Source organism: Glycomyces paridis, assembly GCF_004912155.1.
GTDB lineage: Bacteria > Actinomycetota > Actinomycetes > Mycobacteriales > Micromonosporaceae > Glycomyces > Glycomyces paridis.
Map to the genome: position 1 here is coordinate 1 of NZ_STGX01000021.1, position 19,324 is coordinate 19,324.

Annotated in this window: 18 protein-coding genes and 1 pseudogene; 12 read left to right on the forward strand and 7 right to left on the reverse strand. The window is 71.9% G+C overall.

The annotated features are described in order from the left end of the window. Positions 1-274 precede the first annotated feature (274 nt). The 3 genes from E9998_RS22275 to E9998_RS22285 are packed head-to-tail and all read right to left on the reverse strand — an operon-like array spanning position 275 to position 3,087. The gene (locus E9998_RS22275) at positions 275-976 is read right to left on the reverse strand and encodes an alpha/beta fold hydrolase (RefSeq protein ID WP_136531902.1); all 702 of its coding nucleotides are present in this window, start codon (positions 974-976) and stop codon (positions 275-277) included. A 39-nt stretch (positions 977-1,015) separates the two neighbouring features. After that, positions 1,016-1,762 carry a hypothetical protein gene (locus tag E9998_RS22280; protein ID WP_136531903.1) on the reverse strand — a complete coding sequence of 249 codons (747 nt, stop codon included), beginning with the start codon at positions 1,760-1,762 and terminating at the stop codon, positions 1,016-1,018. A gap of 32 nt (positions 1,763-1,794) precedes the next feature. Beyond that, the gene (locus E9998_RS22285) at positions 1,795-3,087 is read right to left on the reverse strand and encodes a metallophosphoesterase (RefSeq protein ID WP_136531904.1); all 1,293 of its coding nucleotides are present in this window, start codon (positions 3,085-3,087) and stop codon (positions 1,795-1,797) included. Positions 3,088-3,423: 336 nt separating this feature from the next. Here E9998_RS22285 and E9998_RS22290 point away from each other — a divergent pair, with 336 nt between their 5' ends. The 4 genes and pseudogenes from E9998_RS22290 to E9998_RS27190 all read left to right on the forward strand — a co-directional run. Further along, a complete protein-coding gene (locus E9998_RS22290) occupies positions 3,424-4,155 on the forward strand; it encodes a carbon-nitrogen hydrolase family protein (protein ID WP_136531905.1) in 732 nt (243 codons plus the stop codon). A 236-nt stretch (positions 4,156-4,391) separates the two neighbouring features. Further along, positions 4,392-5,090 (forward strand): hypothetical protein, encoded by a 699-nt coding sequence (locus tag E9998_RS22295; protein ID WP_136531906.1) that lies wholly within the window; start codon positions 4,392-4,394, stop codon positions 5,088-5,090. 130 nt (positions 5,091-5,220) lie between these two features. After that, entirely contained in the window at positions 5,221-5,448 is a 228-nt protein-coding gene (locus E9998_RS22300) for a hypothetical protein (RefSeq protein WP_136531907.1), read from the forward strand. Positions 5,449-5,493: 45 nt separating this feature from the next. Continuing rightward, positions 5,494-6,048 (forward strand): annotated as a pseudogene (locus E9998_RS27190) (dihydrofolate reductase family protein); the annotation flags it as partial. On the opposite strand, the gene E9998_RS22310 reads toward E9998_RS27190, so the two are convergent. The 3 genes from E9998_RS22310 to E9998_RS22320 all read right to left on the reverse strand — a co-directional run bounded on the left by E9998_RS22310 (position 6,049) and on the right by E9998_RS22320 (position 10,129). Beyond that, entirely contained in the window at positions 6,049-8,799 is a 2,751-nt protein-coding gene (locus E9998_RS22310) for an AfsR/SARP family transcriptional regulator (protein WP_158299942.1), read from the reverse strand. Between the two features lie 83 nt (positions 8,800-8,882). Further along, positions 8,883-9,800, reverse strand: a complete 918-nt coding sequence (locus E9998_RS22315; protein ID WP_136531909.1) for a hypothetical protein — start codon at positions 9,798-9,800, stop codon at positions 8,883-8,885. Between the two features lie 2 nt (positions 9,801-9,802). Then, on the reverse strand, positions 9,803-10,129 hold the full coding sequence (locus E9998_RS22320; protein ID WP_136531910.1) for a type VII secretion target: 327 nt from the start codon (positions 10,127-10,129) through the stop codon (positions 9,803-9,805). Between the two features lie 311 nt (positions 10,130-10,440). Between E9998_RS22320 and E9998_RS22325 the strand changes: the two genes are divergently transcribed. From E9998_RS22325 to E9998_RS22335, 3 genes are all read left to right on the forward strand, one after another. Then, positions 10,441-11,982: an RICIN domain-containing protein gene (locus E9998_RS22325; protein ID WP_158299943.1), complete on the forward strand. Its 1,542-nt coding sequence runs from the start codon at positions 10,441-10,443 to the stop codon at positions 11,980-11,982. A gap of 220 nt (positions 11,983-12,202) precedes the next feature. After that, positions 12,203-13,696 (forward strand): family 43 glycosylhydrolase, encoded by a 1,494-nt coding sequence (locus tag E9998_RS22330; protein ID WP_136531912.1) that lies wholly within the window; start codon positions 12,203-12,205, stop codon positions 13,694-13,696. 162 nt (positions 13,697-13,858) lie between these two features. Further along, entirely contained in the window at positions 13,859-14,677 is an 819-nt protein-coding gene (locus E9998_RS22335; protein WP_136531913.1) for an NAD(P)H-binding protein, read from the forward strand. A gap of 122 nt (positions 14,678-14,799) precedes the next feature. On the opposite strand, the gene E9998_RS22340 is transcribed toward E9998_RS22335, so the two are convergent. Beyond that, a complete protein-coding gene (locus E9998_RS22340) occupies positions 14,800-15,657 on the reverse strand; it encodes an SDR family oxidoreductase (protein WP_136531914.1) in 858 nt (285 codons plus the stop codon). Positions 15,658-15,771: 114 nt separating this feature from the next. Between E9998_RS22340 and E9998_RS22345 the strand changes: the two genes are divergently transcribed. The 5 genes from E9998_RS22345 to E9998_RS22365 all read left to right on the forward strand — a co-directional run bounded on the left by E9998_RS22345 (position 15,772) and on the right by E9998_RS22365 (position 19,273). Next, a complete protein-coding gene (locus E9998_RS22345) occupies positions 15,772-16,167 on the forward strand; it encodes a winged helix-turn-helix transcriptional regulator (RefSeq protein ID WP_136531915.1) in 396 nt (131 codons plus the stop codon). 52 nt (positions 16,168-16,219) lie between these two features. Continuing rightward, positions 16,220-17,329: a PP2C family protein-serine/threonine phosphatase gene (locus E9998_RS22350; protein ID WP_136531916.1), complete on the forward strand. Its 1,110-nt coding sequence runs from the start codon at positions 16,220-16,222 to the stop codon at positions 17,327-17,329. A gap of 33 nt (positions 17,330-17,362) precedes the next feature. Continuing rightward, the gene (locus E9998_RS22355) at positions 17,363-18,145 is read left to right on the forward strand and encodes a hypothetical protein (RefSeq protein WP_136531917.1); all 783 of its coding nucleotides are present in this window, start codon (positions 17,363-17,365) and stop codon (positions 18,143-18,145) included. A gap of 160 nt (positions 18,146-18,305) precedes the next feature. Then, the gene (locus tag E9998_RS22360) at positions 18,306-18,881 is read left to right on the forward strand and encodes a hypothetical protein (RefSeq protein WP_136531918.1); all 576 of its coding nucleotides are present in this window, start codon (positions 18,306-18,308) and stop codon (positions 18,879-18,881) included. Then, on the forward strand, positions 18,878-19,273 hold the full coding sequence (locus E9998_RS22365; protein ID WP_136531919.1) for a hypothetical protein: 396 nt from the start codon (positions 18,878-18,880) through the stop codon (positions 19,271-19,273). Before E9998_RS22360 ends, E9998_RS22365 begins: the two co-directional genes overlap by 4 nt. Positions 19,274-19,324 lie beyond the last annotated feature (51 nt).

Sequence of the window (19,324 nt, forward strand, 5' to 3'; positions counted from 1 at the left end):
TCCGGAGCATCAGGGTGTCAACACCAAGGGATCAAGCCCCCACCGCACTCGCAGGCCACACCCCCGCAGACCGCATCCACAACCTCACAGGGCAATACACCTAGCCCCCACCCACCCAGAGGGGAACCGTAGCCCCCAGGTTCGCGCGCGGGTACGACAACAACCGGGCCCAAAGGCCCGGTTGTCACCCGAACGTGTCAAACGCGCCCAGCGGCCTTGAGGTCAAGCGGCGATCGAGCGCCGTGACCGGCCGGGAGGCGGCATCACCGTTTGCTCACGCCCTGCCGACCGCCGAGAGGATCGCGTCCGCGAGTTCGGCGGGCTTGGTGAACTGGGGCCAGTGGCCGGTCGGGAGGTCGATGTACTGGACCTCCTTCACGGTCGCGAGTTCGCGGGCGAACGGCGCGCCCTGCTCGATCCAGGCGAGGACCATGGCGCTGGCGAACTCGCAGCAGATCACGGTGATGGGCACGTCGAAGCGCCGCTCGTCGCCGAGGGCGATCGCGTCGTAGGCGACGCCCTTGGGGCTCGGGATCGCCCTGGCGCGGAAGGCCGCGCGCAGGTCGTCGTCGAGGTCGACCAGGTCTTCGTCTTCGAAGACGTTCCAGTCCGGGAGCGGGATCTCGCCGTCGACCACCGGGAGTTCGTCGTTGATGACGCCGCCGGTGCCCAGCGGGGCGGCGTCGACGTAGACCACGCGCGCGATCCGGTCGGGCCGGGTGTCGGCGACGGCGTGCGCGATCGCGCCGCCACCGGAGTGGCCGACGAGGACCACCGGTCCGGCGATGGCGTCGACGGCGGCGACCACCGCGTCGATGTGGTCGCGCAGGCCGACGCCGCTGCGGTCGGCGTCCGGAGACTCCATGCCCGGCAAGGTGAGCGGGTGCGGCCGGTGTCCGGCCTTCTCCAGCGCCGGCGTGATGTCGCCCCACGAGGAGGCGTCGAGCCAGAGGCCCGGGATGAGGATGACGTCCATGGCGCGACCCTAACCGCGGGGTCCGACAGTCCGGGCCGTTCAGCCGGAGCCGAGGGTCGGCACCGGTTCGCCCGAAATGTCGCCGTCGTGGAGGGGGAAGATCCGGTTCCGGGGGCCGGGCGCGGGGATGACGACCTGCCAGCGGCTGCGCGCGAGCGGCCCGGTGAGGAGGCCTCCGGCGGCGTCAGGTCCGAACAGGCGCTCGCTGGGGACCGGTCCGGGCTCGGAGCGGAGCCATCGCGCCACGGCCCTGCCGGTCTCGGGCTCGGCCCGGATCGCGTCCAGCCAGGCGCCGAACGCGGCGTGGAGGCGCGCGGCCCGGTCGGCGGGCAGGTCGGCGTCGATGAGGACCCAGGCGGGCCGGAAGTCCTCGTGGCCGACGTCGAGCGAGGTCAGGAAGGCCCTGGCGACGCTCCCGTCCTCGCAGAACCGCGTGAAGGCGCGGTAGACCGCTTCGGTCCGGGTGCGCAGGTCCCAGGCGAGGACCGCGACGGCCGCCGCGACGAAGACCGCGGCGCCTGCCCACAGGGCGACCCGGCGGGCCTGGTCGGAGAGGTCGAGGAGGCCGCCGGTGTTCGGGAAGGCGCCGTAGACAACGCAGAACACCGCCATCCCTGCCAGGAGCGCCGGGCCCTGCCAGCGCGGGTCGCGGATCTTGACGCGGGCGGCGAAGTCGGCGAAGTCCGCGGGGATCGGGGCGGAACGCGATTCCATTGGCGGCGGTCGGGTCGCGTCGTCCCAGTGGCGTCGCGGCGCGCCGAGCCGCTGTGCGAGCCGATCGTCCATACCCCGATGGTAGGGGCGGGCGTCCAGGCCGGTCAGTGCGGCGAGCGCAGGGTGAGCACGGTGATGTCGGCGTCCGCGCCGACGCGGATCGGGGGGCCGTTGGTGCCGGCGCCGTTGGTGACGTAGACCTGGGCGTCGCCGTGGCGTTCGAGGCCGGTGAGCTGTCCGCTGCGGATGAGGGAGGCGTAGTGCACGGGCCACATCTGGCCGCCGTGGGTGTGCCCGGAGAGCTGGAGGTCGACGCCGTAGTCGACGGCGCGTTCGATCGCGTTGGGCTGGTGGGCGAGGAACACGACCGGCCGGTCGGGGTCCCGGTCGCCGAGGGCCGCTTCGAAGTCGGGCCCGGTCTCGCCGGAGAAACCGCGTTCTTCGACGATGAGGTCGTTGATCCCGGCGAGGTCGAAGGCGGCGAGTTCGACGCGGGTGTTCGGCAGGCCGATCATGCCGAGTTCGGCCACGCGGTCGTACCATTCGTCGGCGCCGACGTAGTGCTCGGCGTTCCCGGCGACGAAGTACGCGCCGTCGCGGGCCCGCAGGCGGGCGAGCGGGTCGGTGGCGTCGCGCACCTGGTCGGCCTCGTTGCTGGCGAGGTCGCCGACGAACGCGATGAGGTCGGCGTCGGCGCGGTTGATCTGGTCCACGACGCGTTCGCAGTAGCCGCGCCCGCGGATGGCCGAGAAGTGGGTGTCGCCGACGACGGCGATCCGGTAGCCGTCGAAGCGCCGGTCGAGCTTGGCGAGCGAGACGGTGACGGGTTTGAGCGGCGGCGTCCGGTAGCCCTCGTACAGACCGTGTCCGACGGTCGCGACGGCGGTGGCCGCGGCGCCGACGCCGATCGCCCTGGACATCAGTCGGCGTCTGGTGTGGACGGTCTCGGGCACCGGTTCGGGTTCGACCGGTGGAGCTTTGAGTCTGGGCAGCAACCGGAGTCGGGCCGCCAGTTCACGGAGGTGGACATAGAACCCGTCGGCGCGGTCAACGGCGGCCTCGCCTTCGCTCAGGCCCCGGCGGGAGCGGCGGACGAGGAGCCATCGCACGGCCTCGCCGACGATGAGGAGCCCGAAGAGGTACAGGAACAGCCCGAACCAGATCAGCCCGGGCCATCCCACGGCCGACTGGAACGCCAGCGGCGCGTCCGAGGGCGTGAAGAACCTGGCGAGGAGCCCGAAGCCGGCGAGGACGCCGAGAACTACGGCGCCGACCGGCCGCCAGAGTGAGCCGCGCTCGGTGGTGTCGCGGAACAGGCGCCACCACAGGTAGTAGTGGAGCGCGGCGAAGCCGACCGTGACCGCCAGGAAGCGGATGATGAACCAGAAGAGCGACATGGGATCCAATCAGCGAGGTGCGGCAAGTCTAGAGGGCCGCATGTGCCGCCCCGCAGGTCGGCGAGCGGGCGAGCAGGCGAGCGAGACGGGCCGCGGGCAGGACGGCGCGGCACCTCTCGGCGGGTGCCTCGGCTCCCGAGCGCGGGGTATCGGCTCGGGGACCGGTGCTCGTTCGACTCCCGAGCGCGGGGCGCTCGCGTTCACGGGTCGAAGGGATACAAGGAAGACCGCAGCTTTCAGCGCGCGGGGCGTCCGCCGCCGGTCGGGGCGCCCACTTCGACGCCGCTCGGTTCCCGAGCGCGCGGGGCGCCCGCTCGGCGCGGATACGATCGGGGCATGAGCGACTTCCCCGCGCCCCTGACCGTCGCCGCCGCGCAGCCGCTGCTGCGGCCCGGCGATGTGGCGGGCAACGCCGCCGCCCATGCCGTGGCGATCCGCGAGGCCGGGGCGCGTCTCGTGGTCTTCCCCGAGCTCTCGCTCACCTCGTACACTCTCGCTGCGCCTGCTGTGTCCCTTGACGATCCGGCGCTGGCACCGATCACGGAGGCGTGCACGGCGACCGGCTCGGTGGCACTGGCAGGTGCACCGGTCGCTTCAGGCGGCGTCGAGCACATCGCGATGGTCCGCTTCGACGCCTCGGGTCCGTCGGTGGTCTATCGCAAGATGCACCCCGACGAGGAGGAGTCGCGCCGATTCGCGGCCGCGTCCTCGCCGGTGGTCATGGCGCTCGACGGCTGGCGCCTGGGCCTGGCGATCTGCCGCGACTCCATGATGTTCGAGCACCCGGCGTCCACCGCCGAGGCCGCGCTGCGCTCCGACACGGGCGGCATCGACGCCTACGTCGCCGGTTCGCTGTTCACTCCGGCGGGCCTGGCGCGGCGGGACAAGCGGATGCCGCACCTCGCGACCGGGTACCGGATGTGGGTGGTGCAGAGCTGCTTCGCCGGCCCGGGGAGCGACTACCCCGAGACCGCGGGCGCCTCGGCCGTCTGGGCGCCGGACGGCACCCTGGCGGCCCGCGCCGACGACCGGCCGGGCCGGATCGCCAAGGCCACGCTGCGGTTCTGAACCGCAGGCCCGCAAACCGGTTCACCGACCGAGCACATGGCGCAGTCCCGCATTGCTCCCCTGCACCAACACCGAGCGGAGCCGACGCACGTCCGCTGCTGGAGGCGTGTCGCTCCGCCGCCGCCCTTCTGCTTTCGACCTTCGCAACAGCGCTCGGCGGGGATTCTCGGGGCGGCGTAGCGTGCAGGGTTGGGAAGCAGGCCGGGGCAGGGGCCCGGAGCCGATCGAGGAGGGGCATGTCAGCTGAGCATGAGGTGGCGGTGGCCGAGCGGGCGCGCGTGCGGGACGTGGTGCTGTTCGCGGTGACCGCCGTGGCCGTGGCGGCCACGCCGTGGATGCTGGTGAGCGCCGGGAGCGACCCGGTGTACTACCGCGACTCGCGCGGCCTCGACACGGAGGCGCCCGCGTGGGCCGGGGTCCTGGTGTACCTCGTGCCGCTGTTGGCCTGGTCGGGCGCGAAGCTCTTCCACCTGCTCAGGTCCCCGGCCGCGGCGGTCGTCGGGCCTGGCGGCATCCGGCTGTACGGCGAGGCGATCGGCGGCCTGTACCTGCGCAAGGAGGAGGTGCGGGTCGAGGCGCCGTGGGAGCAGGTTCAGCGGATCGTCCTGTGGCGCAAGCAGTCGAAGTGGCTGTGGTGCCTCCCGGTCTGGCAGTCGCAGGTCGGCGTGCTGAAAACCTCGGACTGGTACACGGTCAGCCGGCGCGAACCGAGCAGGCGCGAACGCGAGAGCCGCGAAGTGCGCCGCGACGGCTCCCCGGTGCGGCTCGGCGCCATGCTCAGGGCCCGCAGCGTCCGGCTCTCGCCGCGCGGCGCCGAGGCGATCGCGGCGGCCGCGGCCCGGTTCGCGCCGGGCGTTGAGGTCTGGGACGAACGGGTGCATGGGAAGTCCCGCCGGATCGAGGCGGGGCCCGGCCGCGACCCGAAGACGTACTGATTCGCGGAGGCGGCCTCCCGAACTGCACGTCTGCCGCTCATGTCGCACTCGTAGCCGATTCGTACCGGTCTCGACCACACTCGGTCCGGCCTCGACCCCGGGGCCGCCCGAGCGAAAGGGAGCCGCCGCATTGGCCTACCAACTGAACTCCCAACGACCCCCGAACCGGCCCCCCGGGCCCCCGCCTGGTTACCCGCCGCGTCAAGGCGGACCCGTTGCGCCGCAGCCGGTCCCGCAGCAGTACGTGACGCCCCCGCCGCAGCCCGGCATGTCCCCCGCGATGCGCGTGGCGCTGGCGGTGCTGGCGGTCCTCCTCGTCGTGTTCCTCGTGGTCGTCCTCATCAGCGTCCAGAGCTGACCCGAACCGGCGCCCCCTGTCGGCCACCGCCGGTATGGTGGCGCGATGGGACCGCTCCGGTATTCGATCAACATCACCGTGGACGGCTGCTGCGACCACCTCGCCATGCCCGCCGACGAGGAGATGCACCGCCGCGCCGCCGAGAGCTTCGACCGGGTCGAGGCTCTCCTGTTCGGCCGCGTCATCTACCAGATGATGGAGGAGGCGTGGCGGTTCTCGCCAGCCGGCGACCCTCCGGAGTGGATGGAGCCGTGGATGGTGCCCTTCGCCCGCACCATCGACGCCAAGAAGAAGTACGTCGTGTCGAGCACCCTCGAACAGGTCGACTGGAACGCCGAACTCCTGCACGGGAACCTCCGCGACGAGGTGCTCCGGATCAAGGAGGCGCACCCCGGCGGGCTGCTCCTCGGCGGTGTGACGCTGCCGCTCGCCCTGGCCGAGCTGGGCCTGATCGACGAGTACGAGTTCGTGGTCCACCCCCGGATCACCGGCCGCGGCCCGACCCCGTTCGCGGGACTGTCCGAACACCTCGATCTGACCGTTGTGGAGCGTCAGGAGTACGACTCCGGCGCGGTCGCGATGCGCTACGCGCCCAGACGCTTAGGCGGCGAGCTTCTCGCGGATCGCCTTCGCCCGCACCACCGACCCGAGCGCGTCCACGAGCGCCAGCGACTGCTGCCAGGCCGCCCGCGCCGAAGGCAGGTCGCCGAGGTCGAGGTGGACGTCCCCGAGGTGCTCCAGGGTCTCGGCCTCGATGTGCCGGTTCCCCGACATCTCGCAGCACTCCAGCGAGCGCCGGTAGCAGTCCACGGCCTGGTGGAGCCGTCCCTGCCGGTGGTGCACGTACCCGATGCTGTCCCACGTGATCGCCTGGCCCACAACGGATTCGAACTCCACCTGGAGTGCCAGGGACCGCTCGCAGTGCTCCAGGGCCGCGTCGTAGTCCCCCAGCTGCGCGTGGAACCAGCCCACGGCGTTGAGCGCCTGCGCCTGGAACCGGTCGACGCCCAGCTCCATGCTGATGGCGAGGGCCCGGCGCCCGTGCCAGAGGGCGCCGACGTAGTCGCGCTGGCGGCCCAATACCTGGCCGAAGGTGCGGTGCGTCTGGGCGAGTTCGCGCCGGTGCTCGGTGGTGTCGCATTTGGCGATCGCCTTGCGCAGGTGCCGGTTGGCCTCGGTGTGCTCGGAGAGCGCGTTGTGGGCGATGCCGAGGAAGCGGTGCGAGTAGATCTGGCCGATGACGTCGCCGCTTCGCACGGCCGCACGCAATGCGACGCTCTGGACGACCAGGCCGTCGTGCCAGTGCCCGCGGTTGAACACGTACTGGCAGAAGCACCAGGCGATCGTCCACGCGGCGGCGTCGCTGCCGGTGGCGGCGGCGAGGTCGACCGCGCCCATGAGGGTCCGGCGTTCGGCCTCGGCCCACGCGGTGGCCGCTTCGGCGTCGGCGAGGTCTTCGGGGACGACGCCGGGCGCGGCCGGTTCGACGCCGATCGGCGCGTTCTCGGGTTTGATGAGCTTGGACGCGAGCGCGGTCGTGTGCGCGTAGTGGTCGAACATGCGGCGCGAGGCGTCGTCGCGGTCGGGTTCGTCCTCCACGAGTTCGGCGGCGTAGGCGCGCAGGAGGTCGTGGAAGGTGTACCGGCCGGGTTCGTGCTCGGTGAGCAGGTGCTCGCCCGCGAGTTCGGCGAGGGAGCGGCGGACCTCGCGCACGGGCGCGGCGGCGAGGCTCGCGGCGGCGGGCGCGGTCACGTCGGGGCCCGGGTGCAGGCCCAGGAGCCGGAAGAGCCGGGCGGCGGGGGCGCTCAGACCCCGGTAGGAGCAGCCGAGGACGGTCCTGACGTCGGTGGCGGGGTCGTCCCCGGCGAGGGCGTCGAGGCGCCCGCCCGCCTCGTCCAGTTCGCCCGCGAGGGCGGCCAGCCCGAAGTCGGGGTGTGAGGCGGCGCGGGCGGCGGCGATCGCGAGCGCCAGCGGGAGCCGGGCGCACCGGTCGATGATGCGTTCGGCCGCTTCGGGTTCGGCGGCGACGCGGTCCTTGCCGAGGCGCCGTTCGAGGAACGCGTGCGCGTCGTCGAAGGGCAACTCGCGGATGACGCGCGGCCGGGCGCCCTGGGAGGCGACGAGCCCGTAGAGGGGGTTGCGACTGGTGACGACGGTGCAGTTGCCGCGGCCGCCGGGCAGGAGCGGCCGCACCTGGGCGGCGTCGGCGGCGTTGTCGAGGACCACGAGCATCCGCCGGTCGGCGAGGAGGCTGCGGTAGAGCCCGATCTGGGCTTCGGGGGCGATCGGGATGCGCTCGTTGGGGGTGCCGAGGGCGTCGAGGAAGGCGCGGGCGGCCTCGTCGGGGCGCAGCGGCGCGTGATGGGGGTCGAAGCCGCGCAGGTCGATGAACAGCTGCCCGTCGGGAAAGCGGTCGGCGGCGGCGTGCGCCCAGTGCACGGCGATGGTGGTCTTCCCGACGCCGCCGGTGCCGGTGACGGTGGCGAGGCGTACGTCGGGGGCCGCGTCGTCGAGCATGGCGTCGAGGGCGCGGAGGTCGTCGCCGCGGCCCGTGAACGCCGCGACGTCGGAGGGCAGGAGCGCGGGGGTGACGAAGGGGGCGTTGACGATCGGCGCGGGCGCGTCGAGACCGGGGTCCCCTCGGAGGATCGCGGTGTGGAGGTCCCGCAGGGACTGGCCGGGGTCGGCGCCGAGTTCTTCGGCGAGGCGGTCGCGCAGGTCGGCGTAGGTGCGGAGGGCGTCGGGGGTGCGCCCGGACCGATGGAGGGCGAGCATGAGCTGCTCGGTGAAGCGCTGGCGGAGGGGTTGGGCGGCGGTGAGCTGGCGCAGTTCGGGGACGAGGTCGTCGTGGGCGCGGGTGTCCAGGTCGAGGTCGATGCGCTTCTCCACCAGGGCGAGCCGGTGCTCCTCCCAGCGGAGTGCGACCGATTCGACGGTCCGTCCTTTGAGGCCTGCGAGGACGGGGCCGCGCCATTCGGCGAGTGCGGCGCGCAGCGCTTCGGCGGCCGCCTCGCGGTCCCCGGCGTCCAGGAGCGCCCTGGCTTCGGCCTCGTTCGCCTTGCAGCGCAGGGCGTCGAGTTCACCGGTGGCGAGTTCCATGCGGTAGCCGTCGCCGACGGTGCGCAGGCGGGAGCCGGCAGGACCGAGTTGGGCGCGCAGTCCGGCGACGACGTTGTGGATCTGCTGGCGGGCCGACTCGGGCGGGTCCTCGTCCCACAGCGCGGCGGTGATGCGGTCGACGGGCACGACCCGGTCGGCCTCGTCCAGGAGCATCGCGAGGAGCTTGGGGTGGTGGCGTCCCCGAAGGGGCAGCGGACCGTCGTCCCCTCTCACTTCGAGAGGACCGAGCATGCGAAATTCCACGAACACCACGACCTCGGGCAGGCGAGCCCCCATGAAACCACGCCGATGCCACCGGCGGTGTCCCCGAGCGGTCAGGCGATGGTCGACATGCGGTCGATATAGGGGTTCATCAGTTGGGCGGCGACCTGCGCGCCCTGGATCAGGCCGAGGATCGCGCCGAGGGCCCTGGCGAGGTGCAGCGCGATCTGGACGAGTTCGATGATGATCCGGGCGATCATGGGGAGGAAGTCGAGGATGATCTGGACCCAGCCCTTGGGCCCCTCCCAGAACCAGGGGATGTACGAGACGAGGGCTCCGGCGATGTCGGAGGCCCGGTTGACGAGGTAGCCCTGGACCTTCTCGAAGGTGCTCGCGCAGAATTCGAGTGAGCCGGAGACGCCGGAGGAGAGGGCGGCGGCGACCTGGATGACGTCGTTGCCTTCGAGCATGCGCAGACGGGCCGCGTCGGCGCCGGTGTCGCTCCAGACGGCACCGAGCTTGTTCGACCCGTCCACGAGCTGGACCCCGATCGGCACGAGGCCGGTCGCCAGCGCCTCCCACATGTCGCGGGAGACGCGGATGCGGCCGGGGTTGCCGGTGATCATGCCGAAGAGGTCCTGCACCGGTTGCAGCGATTCGAGGAGGAAGGTGAGCCCGATCGAGGTCATCGTGGAGACGGCCGTGCCGAGGACGCCGAAGGGGTCGCCGGTGGCGAGTTCGCCTGCGGCCATGCCGAGTTCGATCGTCTCGATGATGTTGACCGCCAAGGTCAGCGAGGTGTCGACGATGGTGAACAGGTCGTCGAAGGTCGCCTCGCCGTCGAAGAGCTTCCCGATGAGCGGTCCGGTGTCCTCGATGTAGCTGATGCCGGCGATGGTCTGCTTGTAGCCGGGAAAGTTCTCCAAGGCCTTCGTGACGGCCGCGGCGGGGTCGTTGAGTATCGTGCCGTCGGCGTTGGTGCCGAAGTCGGACTGCTGCGGCGCGTCGTCGAAGTAGGTGCCGTCTCCCATGGTCAGTTCCCTTCGCCAGTCTCGTCTTCGAGGGTGTTGAATTCGTTGGCGGAATCCTCGTCGCTCGCGGCGATCGCCTTGGCGGCCTGGTCGATCCGGGTAGCGAGTCCGGCGAGTGCCCCGGGCAGGCGTTCGAGGATGCCGTGGACGTGCTCAACGGCCTCGAAGTAGCCGTAGGCGAGCGGGAGTCCGACGGCGCCCCACATGTAAAGGTCCGGGTCGGCCTCCTGGGCGTAGGCGGCGGCATCGGCCGTGACGTCCCCGGCTCTTCGCACCGCTTCGGCGATTTCCTCGATCGCCTCGGGCTCGGCGTGCTTGCGGTCGCTCATGCGTCCTCCTCTCCCCCAAGTAGCGGCGACCTGGGCCGGTCGGCGCCGTGGCGGACAGTGTGGGAGGGCCGGTTCACGGGTCGGCTACGAGTTCGCCACGGCCGCGGCGGGGGACGGGGCGGCGACGCGGGAGGTCGGGCGTGTACAACGTTGTCAGTTTTGCCGTTGGAATGATTGTGTTATCGGTAAAACTCGGTTAGTCTACGAGCGCGCATATCCATCGATATTCGCGCATATGTCAATCGCCGATGGCCCGGCACCATTCGGCGTCCGTTCGACGCCCCGCCTCGCGGGGACACAGGAGCAACACCATGCGAACCGCGAAGACCGTCCCCCCGCCCGACCGAACCGCGCGCCGACGCAGGCTCCGCGCCGCCGTCGCCGTGCTGGTCGCGGCGCTGACCACCGCCGCGACCTTCATGCTCGTCACCGCGAACGCCCAGGCCGCCATCAGCACCGGCACCTGGTACACCGTCACCTCGCGCCTGTCGGGCCTCGTCCTCGACGTCGAGGGCGCCAGCACCGCGACCGGCGCGCAGCTGGTGCAGCAGACCGCCACCGGCGCCGCCTCCCAGCAGTTCCGGTTCATCGACGCCGGCAACGGCTACTACCGCATCCAGGTCAGGCACTCCAACCTGGTGCTCGACGTGTACGAGTGGAACGCGTCCAACGGGGCCACGATCGCGCAATGGACCGACCTCGGCGGCACCAACCAGCAGTGGCGGGCCACCGAGACCGACGGCCACTACATCTTCACGAACCGCTTCTCGGGCAAGAACCTCGACCTCTGGGAGCACTCCACGGCGCCGGGCACGCGCATCTCCCAGTACGACCCGACCGGCGCGGCGAACCAGCAGTGGCGCCTCGACCCGGCCGGGACCACGCCGACCGACCCGCCGACCACCGGCGAACCGGCGCAGGAGGACTGCGACTCGCCCCCCAGCGCGCCCGGGAGCCTCACCGGCAACCTCGGGGCGCACGACCCCGCCGTGTGGGTCGGATGCGCGGGCGAACCGTGGTACGTCTTCGCCACGGGCGACGCCCGCAACGGCGGCGGCACCCCGGCGATCCGCCGCTCCACCGACGGCGGCCGCACCTGGCAGAGCCTCGGCACCATCTGGAACAGCAAGCCCGCGTGGATCACCCAGCAGATCAGCGGCGTCTCGAACCTGTGGGCGCCGGAGGTCTTCTACGACGCCGACCAGGGCCTCTACTACCTCTATTACGCCGCCTCCACCTTCGGGTCGCAGCGCTCGGCCATCGGCCTCGCCACCAGCCCGACCCTCGACCCCTCGGCCCCCGGCTACGGCTGGACCGACCGGGGCGCGGTGCTCCAGTCCTACGCGGGCAACGCCTACAACGCGATCGACCCGAACATCATCGAGGACGAGTCCGGGCGCCACTGGATGGCCTTCGGCTCCTGGTGGGAGGGCATCCACATCGTCGAACTCGACTGGTCCACGGGCAAGCCCGCCGCGGGCGCGACCCCGATCCGCCTGGCCACCAAGGGCGGCGGCATCGAGGCCCCTTCGATGACCTACCGCAATGGGTACTACTACCTCTTCACCTCGATCGGCACCTGCTGCGCGGGCGCCGACTCGACCTACAAGATCACCGTCGGCCGGTCGACCTCCCCCTCCGGCCCGTTCGTCGACGCGAACGGCGTGGACATGCGCAACGGCGGCGGCACGGTGGTCCTCGGCGCTTACGGCAACAACGTCGCCTCCGGCGGACAATCAATCCACAGGGGATTCATCGCGTACCACGCGTACGGATCGAACGGCGGCTTCACGCTCGACATCGAGCAGATCGAATGGAACTCGGCGGGGTGGCCGCTCCTCAACGGCAGTTGAGGACTGGAAGCAGAGCCTCAACGGCAGTTGAGGACTGGAAGCAGAGCCTCAACGGCAGTTGAGCAGCTGCATTTGAGGAACGGAAGCTCGGCCTTACCGGCAGCTGACGCCCTCACGCGGCCTCCCCGCCGTAGCGCGACCCGAGAGGGTCGCAACGCGAGGCGCACCCCGACCGGTGCGCCTCGCCCCTCCCTCACCACCACTCCTTCTGGAGCGCAACATGTTCAACGCAACCCTGCCCCGCAGTACACGCAGACGAGGCCGGCTCCTCGTCGTCTTCACCCTCATCGCCGCGCTGGCCGCCTTCGGCCTCTCGGTCTCCACGCCCAAGCCCGCGCAGGCGGCCATCACCACCGGCACCTGGTTCACCATCACCAGCGCCCACTCGGGCCTCGCGCTCGACGTGCAGAACGCCTCGACGGCCACCGGCGCGCTGATCAACCAGTACACGCCCAACCAGTGCACCTGCCAGCAGTTCCGCTTCGTGGACGCCGGGAGCGGGTACTACAAGATCCAGGCGCGGCACTCCAACCAGGTGCTCGAGGTCTTCGAGTGGAACAGCGCCGACGGGGCGACGATCGCCCAGTGGACCGACCTCGGAGGCACGAACCAGCAGTGGTCGGCGACCGCGCACTCCGACGGCACCTACAGCTTCGTCAACCGCTTCTCGGGCAAGGCGCTCGACCTGTGGGAGTGGTCCACCTCTGCGGGCGCGCGCATCTCGCAGTACACCTACAACGGGCTCACCGCCCAGCGCTGGCGCCTCGACCCGGTCGCGTCCACTTCGGAGAACACGGTGTCGAACCCGCTGCGCTCCAACGGCGCCGATCCGTGGATCGAGTACTGGGACGGCTATTACTACATGTCGACCACCACATGGGACTCCACGGTGATCATGCGCCGCTCGACCACCCTCGAAGGGCTCAAGAGCGCCTCGGACACCGTGGTGTGGAACGACGCGGGCAACACCAGCCGCTGCTGCTCGCACTGGGCGCCGGAGTTCCACCGCATCAACGGCACCTGGTACCTGATGTACACCTCGGGGAACTCGCAGACGAACTTCGACGGCCAGAAGCTCCACGTCCTGCGTTCGACGAGTTCGACCCCGATGGGCCCGTACGAGTTCATGGGGACGCCGCTGCCGAACCAGTGGAACATCGACGGCTCCTACCTCCAGGTCGGCGGCCAGCTGTACCTGCTGTGGTCGGAGTGGGTCGGCGCCGACCAGTCGGTGCGGATCGCCGCGATGTCGAACCCTTGGACGGTGTCCGGCTCGCACGTCACCATCTCGCGGCCCTCTTACGGCTGGGAGACGCAGGGCGGGCGCACCAACGAGGCCCCGGCCGTGCTCCAGCACGGCGGCCGGACCTTCGTGACGTTCTCGGCCTCCTCGTGCAACACGCCCGACTACAAGCTGGGCATCCTCGAACTCACCGGTTCGAACCCGCTCTCGGCCTCGGCGTGGACGAAGACCTCTACGCCGGTGCTCCAACAGGGCGGGGGCGTCTTCGGACCCGGCCACAACGGGTTCTTCACCTCGCCCGACGGCACCGAGGAATGGCTGGTGTACCACGGGAACACGACCTCCAGCCAGGGCTGCGGCTCGACCCGACAGACTAGGGTCCAGCCGATCACGTTCGACTCCAGCGGCTTCCCGCAGTTCGGCACGCCGCTGCCCAGCGGCGTCGTGATCGCCGCGCCCTCCGGGGAGTGACGGCGCCGCGTCCCGACCGCGCCGGGGGTGCGGTCGGGACGCGGTCTTAGGACCTGCGGCGGAGCGCCTCCTGCGACGCGCGACCGATGCCGCCGTCCGTTCCCGTTCCTAGCCTTGACGAAGCCGACGGGCCGCGATCGCGGCCCCGGCCGAGGAGGAACGATGACGATCCTGATCACCGGCGCCACCGGCAATGTGGGCCGACACCTGGTCGAACGCCTTGCGGCCGAAGGGCATCCGGTCAGGGCCTTGGCGCGCGATCCGGACGCGGTGCGGTTCCCGGCCGGGGTCGAGACGGTGGCCGCCGACCTCACCGACCCGTCGAGCGTCGAGGCCGCCCTAGAAGGGGCCACGGGCCTGCACCTCATGTCGGCCCTGGGTTCGACCAACCTGACGCTCCCGAACGCCCCCGAGCTGCTCGCCGCCGCCGCGAAGGCCGGGGTCCGGCGGGTGACGGTGCTGTGGAACGGCTTCCGCGGGCCGGTCGAGGAGGCCGTGGAGGCGAGCGGTCTGGAGTGGACGCACCTTCAGCCCGGCGAGTTCATGTCGAACGCGGCCACCTGGGCCGACGACATCCGGTCCGAGGGCGTGGTCCGCGAGCCCTACGGCCGCATCGCGCACGCCCCGACGCATCCGGCCGACATCGCCGCGGTCGGCGCCGCCGCCCTGACCACGAGTGCCCATGCCGGACGGTCCTATCCGCTCACCGGGCCGCAGGCGCTCGCCGTCCCCGACCAGGTCGCCGCGATCGCCGAGGCGACCGGCCGCGACCTGCGGTACGTCGAGCTCACGCGAGAGGAGGGCGCGGAGCGGATGCGGGCGATGGGCATGGAGGACGCGGCGATCGACTACGTCCTCGACTGGCGGGCCGACCCGCCCGCCTGGACCGCCGAACCCTCCGACCTGGTCGAACAGATCACCGGCGCACCCGCGCGGACCTTCGCGCAGTGGGCCGCGGAGCACGCCGCGCTCTTCCGCTAAGAGCCGCTCGGCCCGTGGGAAGCGCTCCTCGCAGGGCCTCGACCAGGACCTTTTCGAACGCGGCCTGCTGACGGCCGCGCGGCCCGCGGGAAACACTCCCCGCGGGCCGCGCCGGTTCGCGTTCAGGCCTTGAGTCCCTGCGCGATCGCCTCGGCGACCGGCGTGGTCGGGCGGCCGATGAGGGCCGCGAGGTCGCCGGAGCGCTCGGCGAGCAGGCCGCGCGAGATCGCCTCGTCCACGCCCACCAGGATCGCCGCGATCGGGTCGGGGATGCCCTGCCCGACGAGGATGCCCCGCAGCTCCTCCCCCGAGATGCGGTTGACGGGGAAGTCCGTGCCGCGCACGCGGGCGGTCTCGGCCGCGAACTCCTCGAAGGTCCAGGCCTCGTCGCCGCTCAGCTCGTACTCGCGGTTCTCGTGGCCCTCGGTGGTGAGGACCGCGACGGCCGCGGCGGCGAAGTCGGCGCGCGCGGCGCTGGCGACGCGCGAGCCGGGCTCGGTGCTGGTGGTGAACGCCCCGGCGGCCACGGCCCCGGCGAGGTCGCGCGTGTAGTTCTCGTGGTACCAGCCGTTGCGCAGCAGCGTGTACGGCAGGCCCGAGTCGATGAGGTACCGCTCGGTGATCTGGTGCTCGCGGGCCAGCTCGAAGTCGGCGGCGGGCCCGCCGAGGATGGAGGTGTAGGCGAGGAGCGCGACGCCCGCGTTCTTCGCGGCGTCGATGACGGCCTTGTGCTGCGGGACGCGGCGCCCGACCTCGCTGCCGGAGACGAGCAGGACCTTCTCGCCGGCGCGGAAGGCGTCGGCGAGCGTCTCGGGGGCGTCGTAGTCGGCGACGCGGACCTCCACGCCCAGCTCGCCGAAGCGCGCGGCCTTGGCCGGATCGCGGACGACGACGGCGATCTGTTCGACGGGGACCTGGTTGATCAGGCCCTCCACCACGAGTGTCCCGAGTTGGCCGGTGGCCCCGGTGACGACGATCATGTGCTCGCTCCTTCGGTCGGAGGTACGATGGACTTCTTACTTTCGAAATGAAAGCACATTCATAATGAAAGTACAATCGTTTCGAGAGCGCAGTTGCGGAGGTAACATCACGCCATGAGCACTCGTCCCGGCGACACCGCGCCCGCGTTCCAGGTGACCGCGAGGGGCTGCGACTCCCGCGTGGTCCTGGACCACGTCACGGGCCGCTGGGGCACGCTCATTCTGCTGGTCCTGCACGACGGCCCGATGCGCTTCAGCGAAATCCGGCGCGCGGTCGAGGGCGTCAACGAGAAAGCCCTCGCCCAGAACCTGCGCCAGTTCGAACGCGACGGACTCGTCGCGCGCCTCGCCTCCGACGGCTACCCCTCCCGCGTGGAGTACCGCCTCACCGAGACCGGCGCCGCGGTCGAGGGCCGCCTGCGGGACCTCGTCGTGGACCTGTACGGCGCCATGCCGGAGATCCTCGCCGCCCAGGCCGAATACGACGCCCGCCACGCCCAGACCCCCTGAGCGTCCGGCCGAACCGGGCGAATACGCAGGTCCATCGGCCTAGACTCGGGCCATGGCTGGGCGGGTCCCTCGCGAGGGCGTGCTGCGGCCGGGCACGGCGATCCCGCTGTGGGTCCGGCTGCTCCCGCTGGGAGCCCTCCTCGCCGCCTCCTCCCTCCAGCTGTTCCGCCCCGACCCGCTCCACGCGGGCATCGCGATGGCGGTCGTACCCGTCCTCTCAGCGTTCGTCCTCGGCCCCCTCTGGACGGCCGTCATCGCCGCGGTCGGCCTCGGCATCGTCGCCGCGCCCCTGCCGGTCTCGCGCCGCTTCGACGGCGACGACATCGTCGTCGTCGCCATCGTCTTCGCCACCGCGATCGGCATCTCCTGGTTCCGCCAGCGCTTCGAACGAAGCCTGGTGACCGTCCTCAGCGTCTCCGAGGCCGCCCAGCAAGCGGTCCTGCCGGACCTGCCCGAGCGGGTCGGCGACCTCGCGTGCGCGGGCGTCTACCACTCGGCGCAGCGCGGCGCGCGCATCGGCGGCGACCTGTTCGACCTGCGCTCCAGCCCGTTCGGGACGCGGATGATCCTCGGCGACGTGCAGGGCCACGGCCTCGACGCGGTCGGCACCGCCTCGATGCTGCTGGCGGTCTTCCACGAGGCGATCCTGGACGAGGAGCACCTCGGCGGGGTCGCCTGGCGCCTGGAGCGGCGCATTCTCAGCGACGCCGCGCAGGGCTACGTCCCGGAGCTGTTCGCCTCGGTGCTGCTGGCGGAGTTCGCGCCCGATTCTGACGAGGTGCGGCTGCTCTCGTGCGGGCACCCGCCGCCGCTGCTGCTGCGCGGCGGGAAGGTCGAGGAGATCGACCTGAAGCCGGTGCCGGTGCTGGGGCTGCGCCTGGCGGCGCCGGTGCGCCACGGCGAGGCGACGCCGGTCGCGTTCGGCCCCGAGGACACGCTCCTGGCCTACTCGGACGGCCTGGTGGAGGCCCGGGACGTCGACGGGAACTACTACCCGCTCGCTCGCCACCTCGACGGCCTGGTGGTGCCGGAGTCGCCGCGGCGCCTCGTGGAGTTCGTGTGGGACGACGCGACCCGGTTCGCCTCCCGCATGGACGACGACGTGAGCATCTTGGCGGTGACCCGCACGGGCGCGCGCCCGGCCGCGGAGGACGCTGGCTGAGGCGAACGTGCGGGCGGGTCGCACAATGGGCCGATGGGTTACGACAGGCGCCCCTGGCCGGGCGATCCGAGCGCGGCGTGGGACGCGGCGGCGGGCGCGCCGCCGCTGGACCGCGGGCCGGTGCCCGACGTAGTCTCCTCGTTCGAGCGGTTCACCGAGCGGACGGTGATCGCGAACGATCGGCGTTTCAACGGCGGCATGGCGGTCGCCTTCGGCCTCGTGCTCGCGGCCGTGGTCGTGCTGTTCAACGACTTCCGGCACCGCATCGGCGAGCTGGGCGTGGTGGAGGCGTTCTTCCTCGGCGACGGGTGGTTTCGCAACGCGCTCGCGTTCGCCTTCCCGGTGCTGGTCGTCGGCGGGGTGGTCCGGATGCTGACGGCGTCGCGTTCGCACGAGGCGCGGGTGCGGCGCCTGTTCGAGCACGCGAGGTCGAGCGGGTTCGTCGCGAAGGCGTACGCCTCGGGTCTGATGGTCTCCAGCGGCGAGAGCGACTGGGAGGCGGTGGCGATGACCGTCGATTCGCGGATCGGCGACGCGCACGCCGCGCGCCTGGTCCGGGCGATGGAGCTGTGGGCCGAGCGGGTCCACGCCGACGAGGCGGCGCGGAGCAAGGTGCCGGTTCGCATCGGCTCGCACAGCACGATTCGCGCCGAGTCGGTCTTCGGCCCGGAGGCCGTCGGCGGCTACCTCCGCGTCGACCGGGGCTCGCAGTCGGGGCCGAAGTGGCGCCTGATCCTGCCGGACGCGAAGGACGCGGGCAAGCCCTTCGGTTTCTGGGAGGTCCTCAAAGTCGAGGAGCATCGACCAGACCGCTGACGCCTATGCTCCGCTCGATACGCCTGCGCGCCAAGCACTCACGCGCTCCCCCGCGCGGGGGAGGCGGATGCGGCGCCAGGGGGAGGTTCGCCTCCGGCCGCCGGGCGATGCTCGGTGGGTCCGGGACGGCAGGCGCCCCGGTGTGATCGAGGAGGTCCGGATGGCCGGGTTGGCCGAACGGTTCCACGGGGCCACCGCCGCGGGCGTGCCGCGCTGGGCGGTGTGGACGGCGTACGCCACCGCACTGACCGCGCTGCCGTCGGCGCTGTGGCGGATCGCGGCGATGATCGGCGACGTGCCGCTGCTGGAGGTCGATCGGGCGGCGCTCGCGGAGGCGAGCGGCCTGGAGGCGGGCCCGTGGTGGTACATCATCGCGCTCAGTGTGGTCAGTGAAGGGCTCGCGTTCCTCGCGGTCGGGCTGGTGACGGTGTGGGGCGAGGTGTGGCCGCGCTGGATTCCCGTGCTCGGCGGGCGCCGCGTCCCGGTCGCGGCGGCGGTCGTCCCGGCCGCGCTCGGCGCGAGCGCGCTCATGGTGTTCCCGTACGCGATGGTCATGTACACGTTCGGCATGGGCATCGACGGCGAGCCGACCCGCCTGGTCGTCAACGGTTGGCAGGAGGCGGTGTTCTGGGTCGCCTACGCGCCGATCGCGCTGTGGGGCCCGCTGCTGGCGGTGCTCACGGTGCACTACGCCCGCCGCCGCTCGGCGCCCGCGCTCGCGGCGGCGCTGCGATGAGCGCGCCGGCTTTCGTGGACGAGCACCGGCGGGTGGTCGCGGCCCCGCGCGGACGCGTCTGGGAGGCCCTGCACGAGTACGGCGGCGTTCTCGCGCGCGACCGTGACGGCCTGCTCTTCCGGCTCCTGGGCACCGAGCCGCACGCCGGGTTCGCGGTGTCGGCGGCGGTGCCGGGCGAGCGCCTGGTGCTGCAAGGCCGCCACCGCTTCTCGCGGTACCGCCTCGTGTTCGCGTTGAGCGACGCGCCCGGCGGCACGGAAGTTGCGGCGCGCACCTACGCGGATTTCCCCGGGCCGCAGGGCTTCGTCTACCGGACGCTGGTCGTCGGCAGCCGCGGCCACGCCGTCGCCGTCCGCGGGATGCTCCGCTCGATCGACCGCGCGAGCCGCTGACCGCGTGAGCCGCTCGGCGCTCGGCGCTCGGCGCTCGGCGCTCGGCGCTCG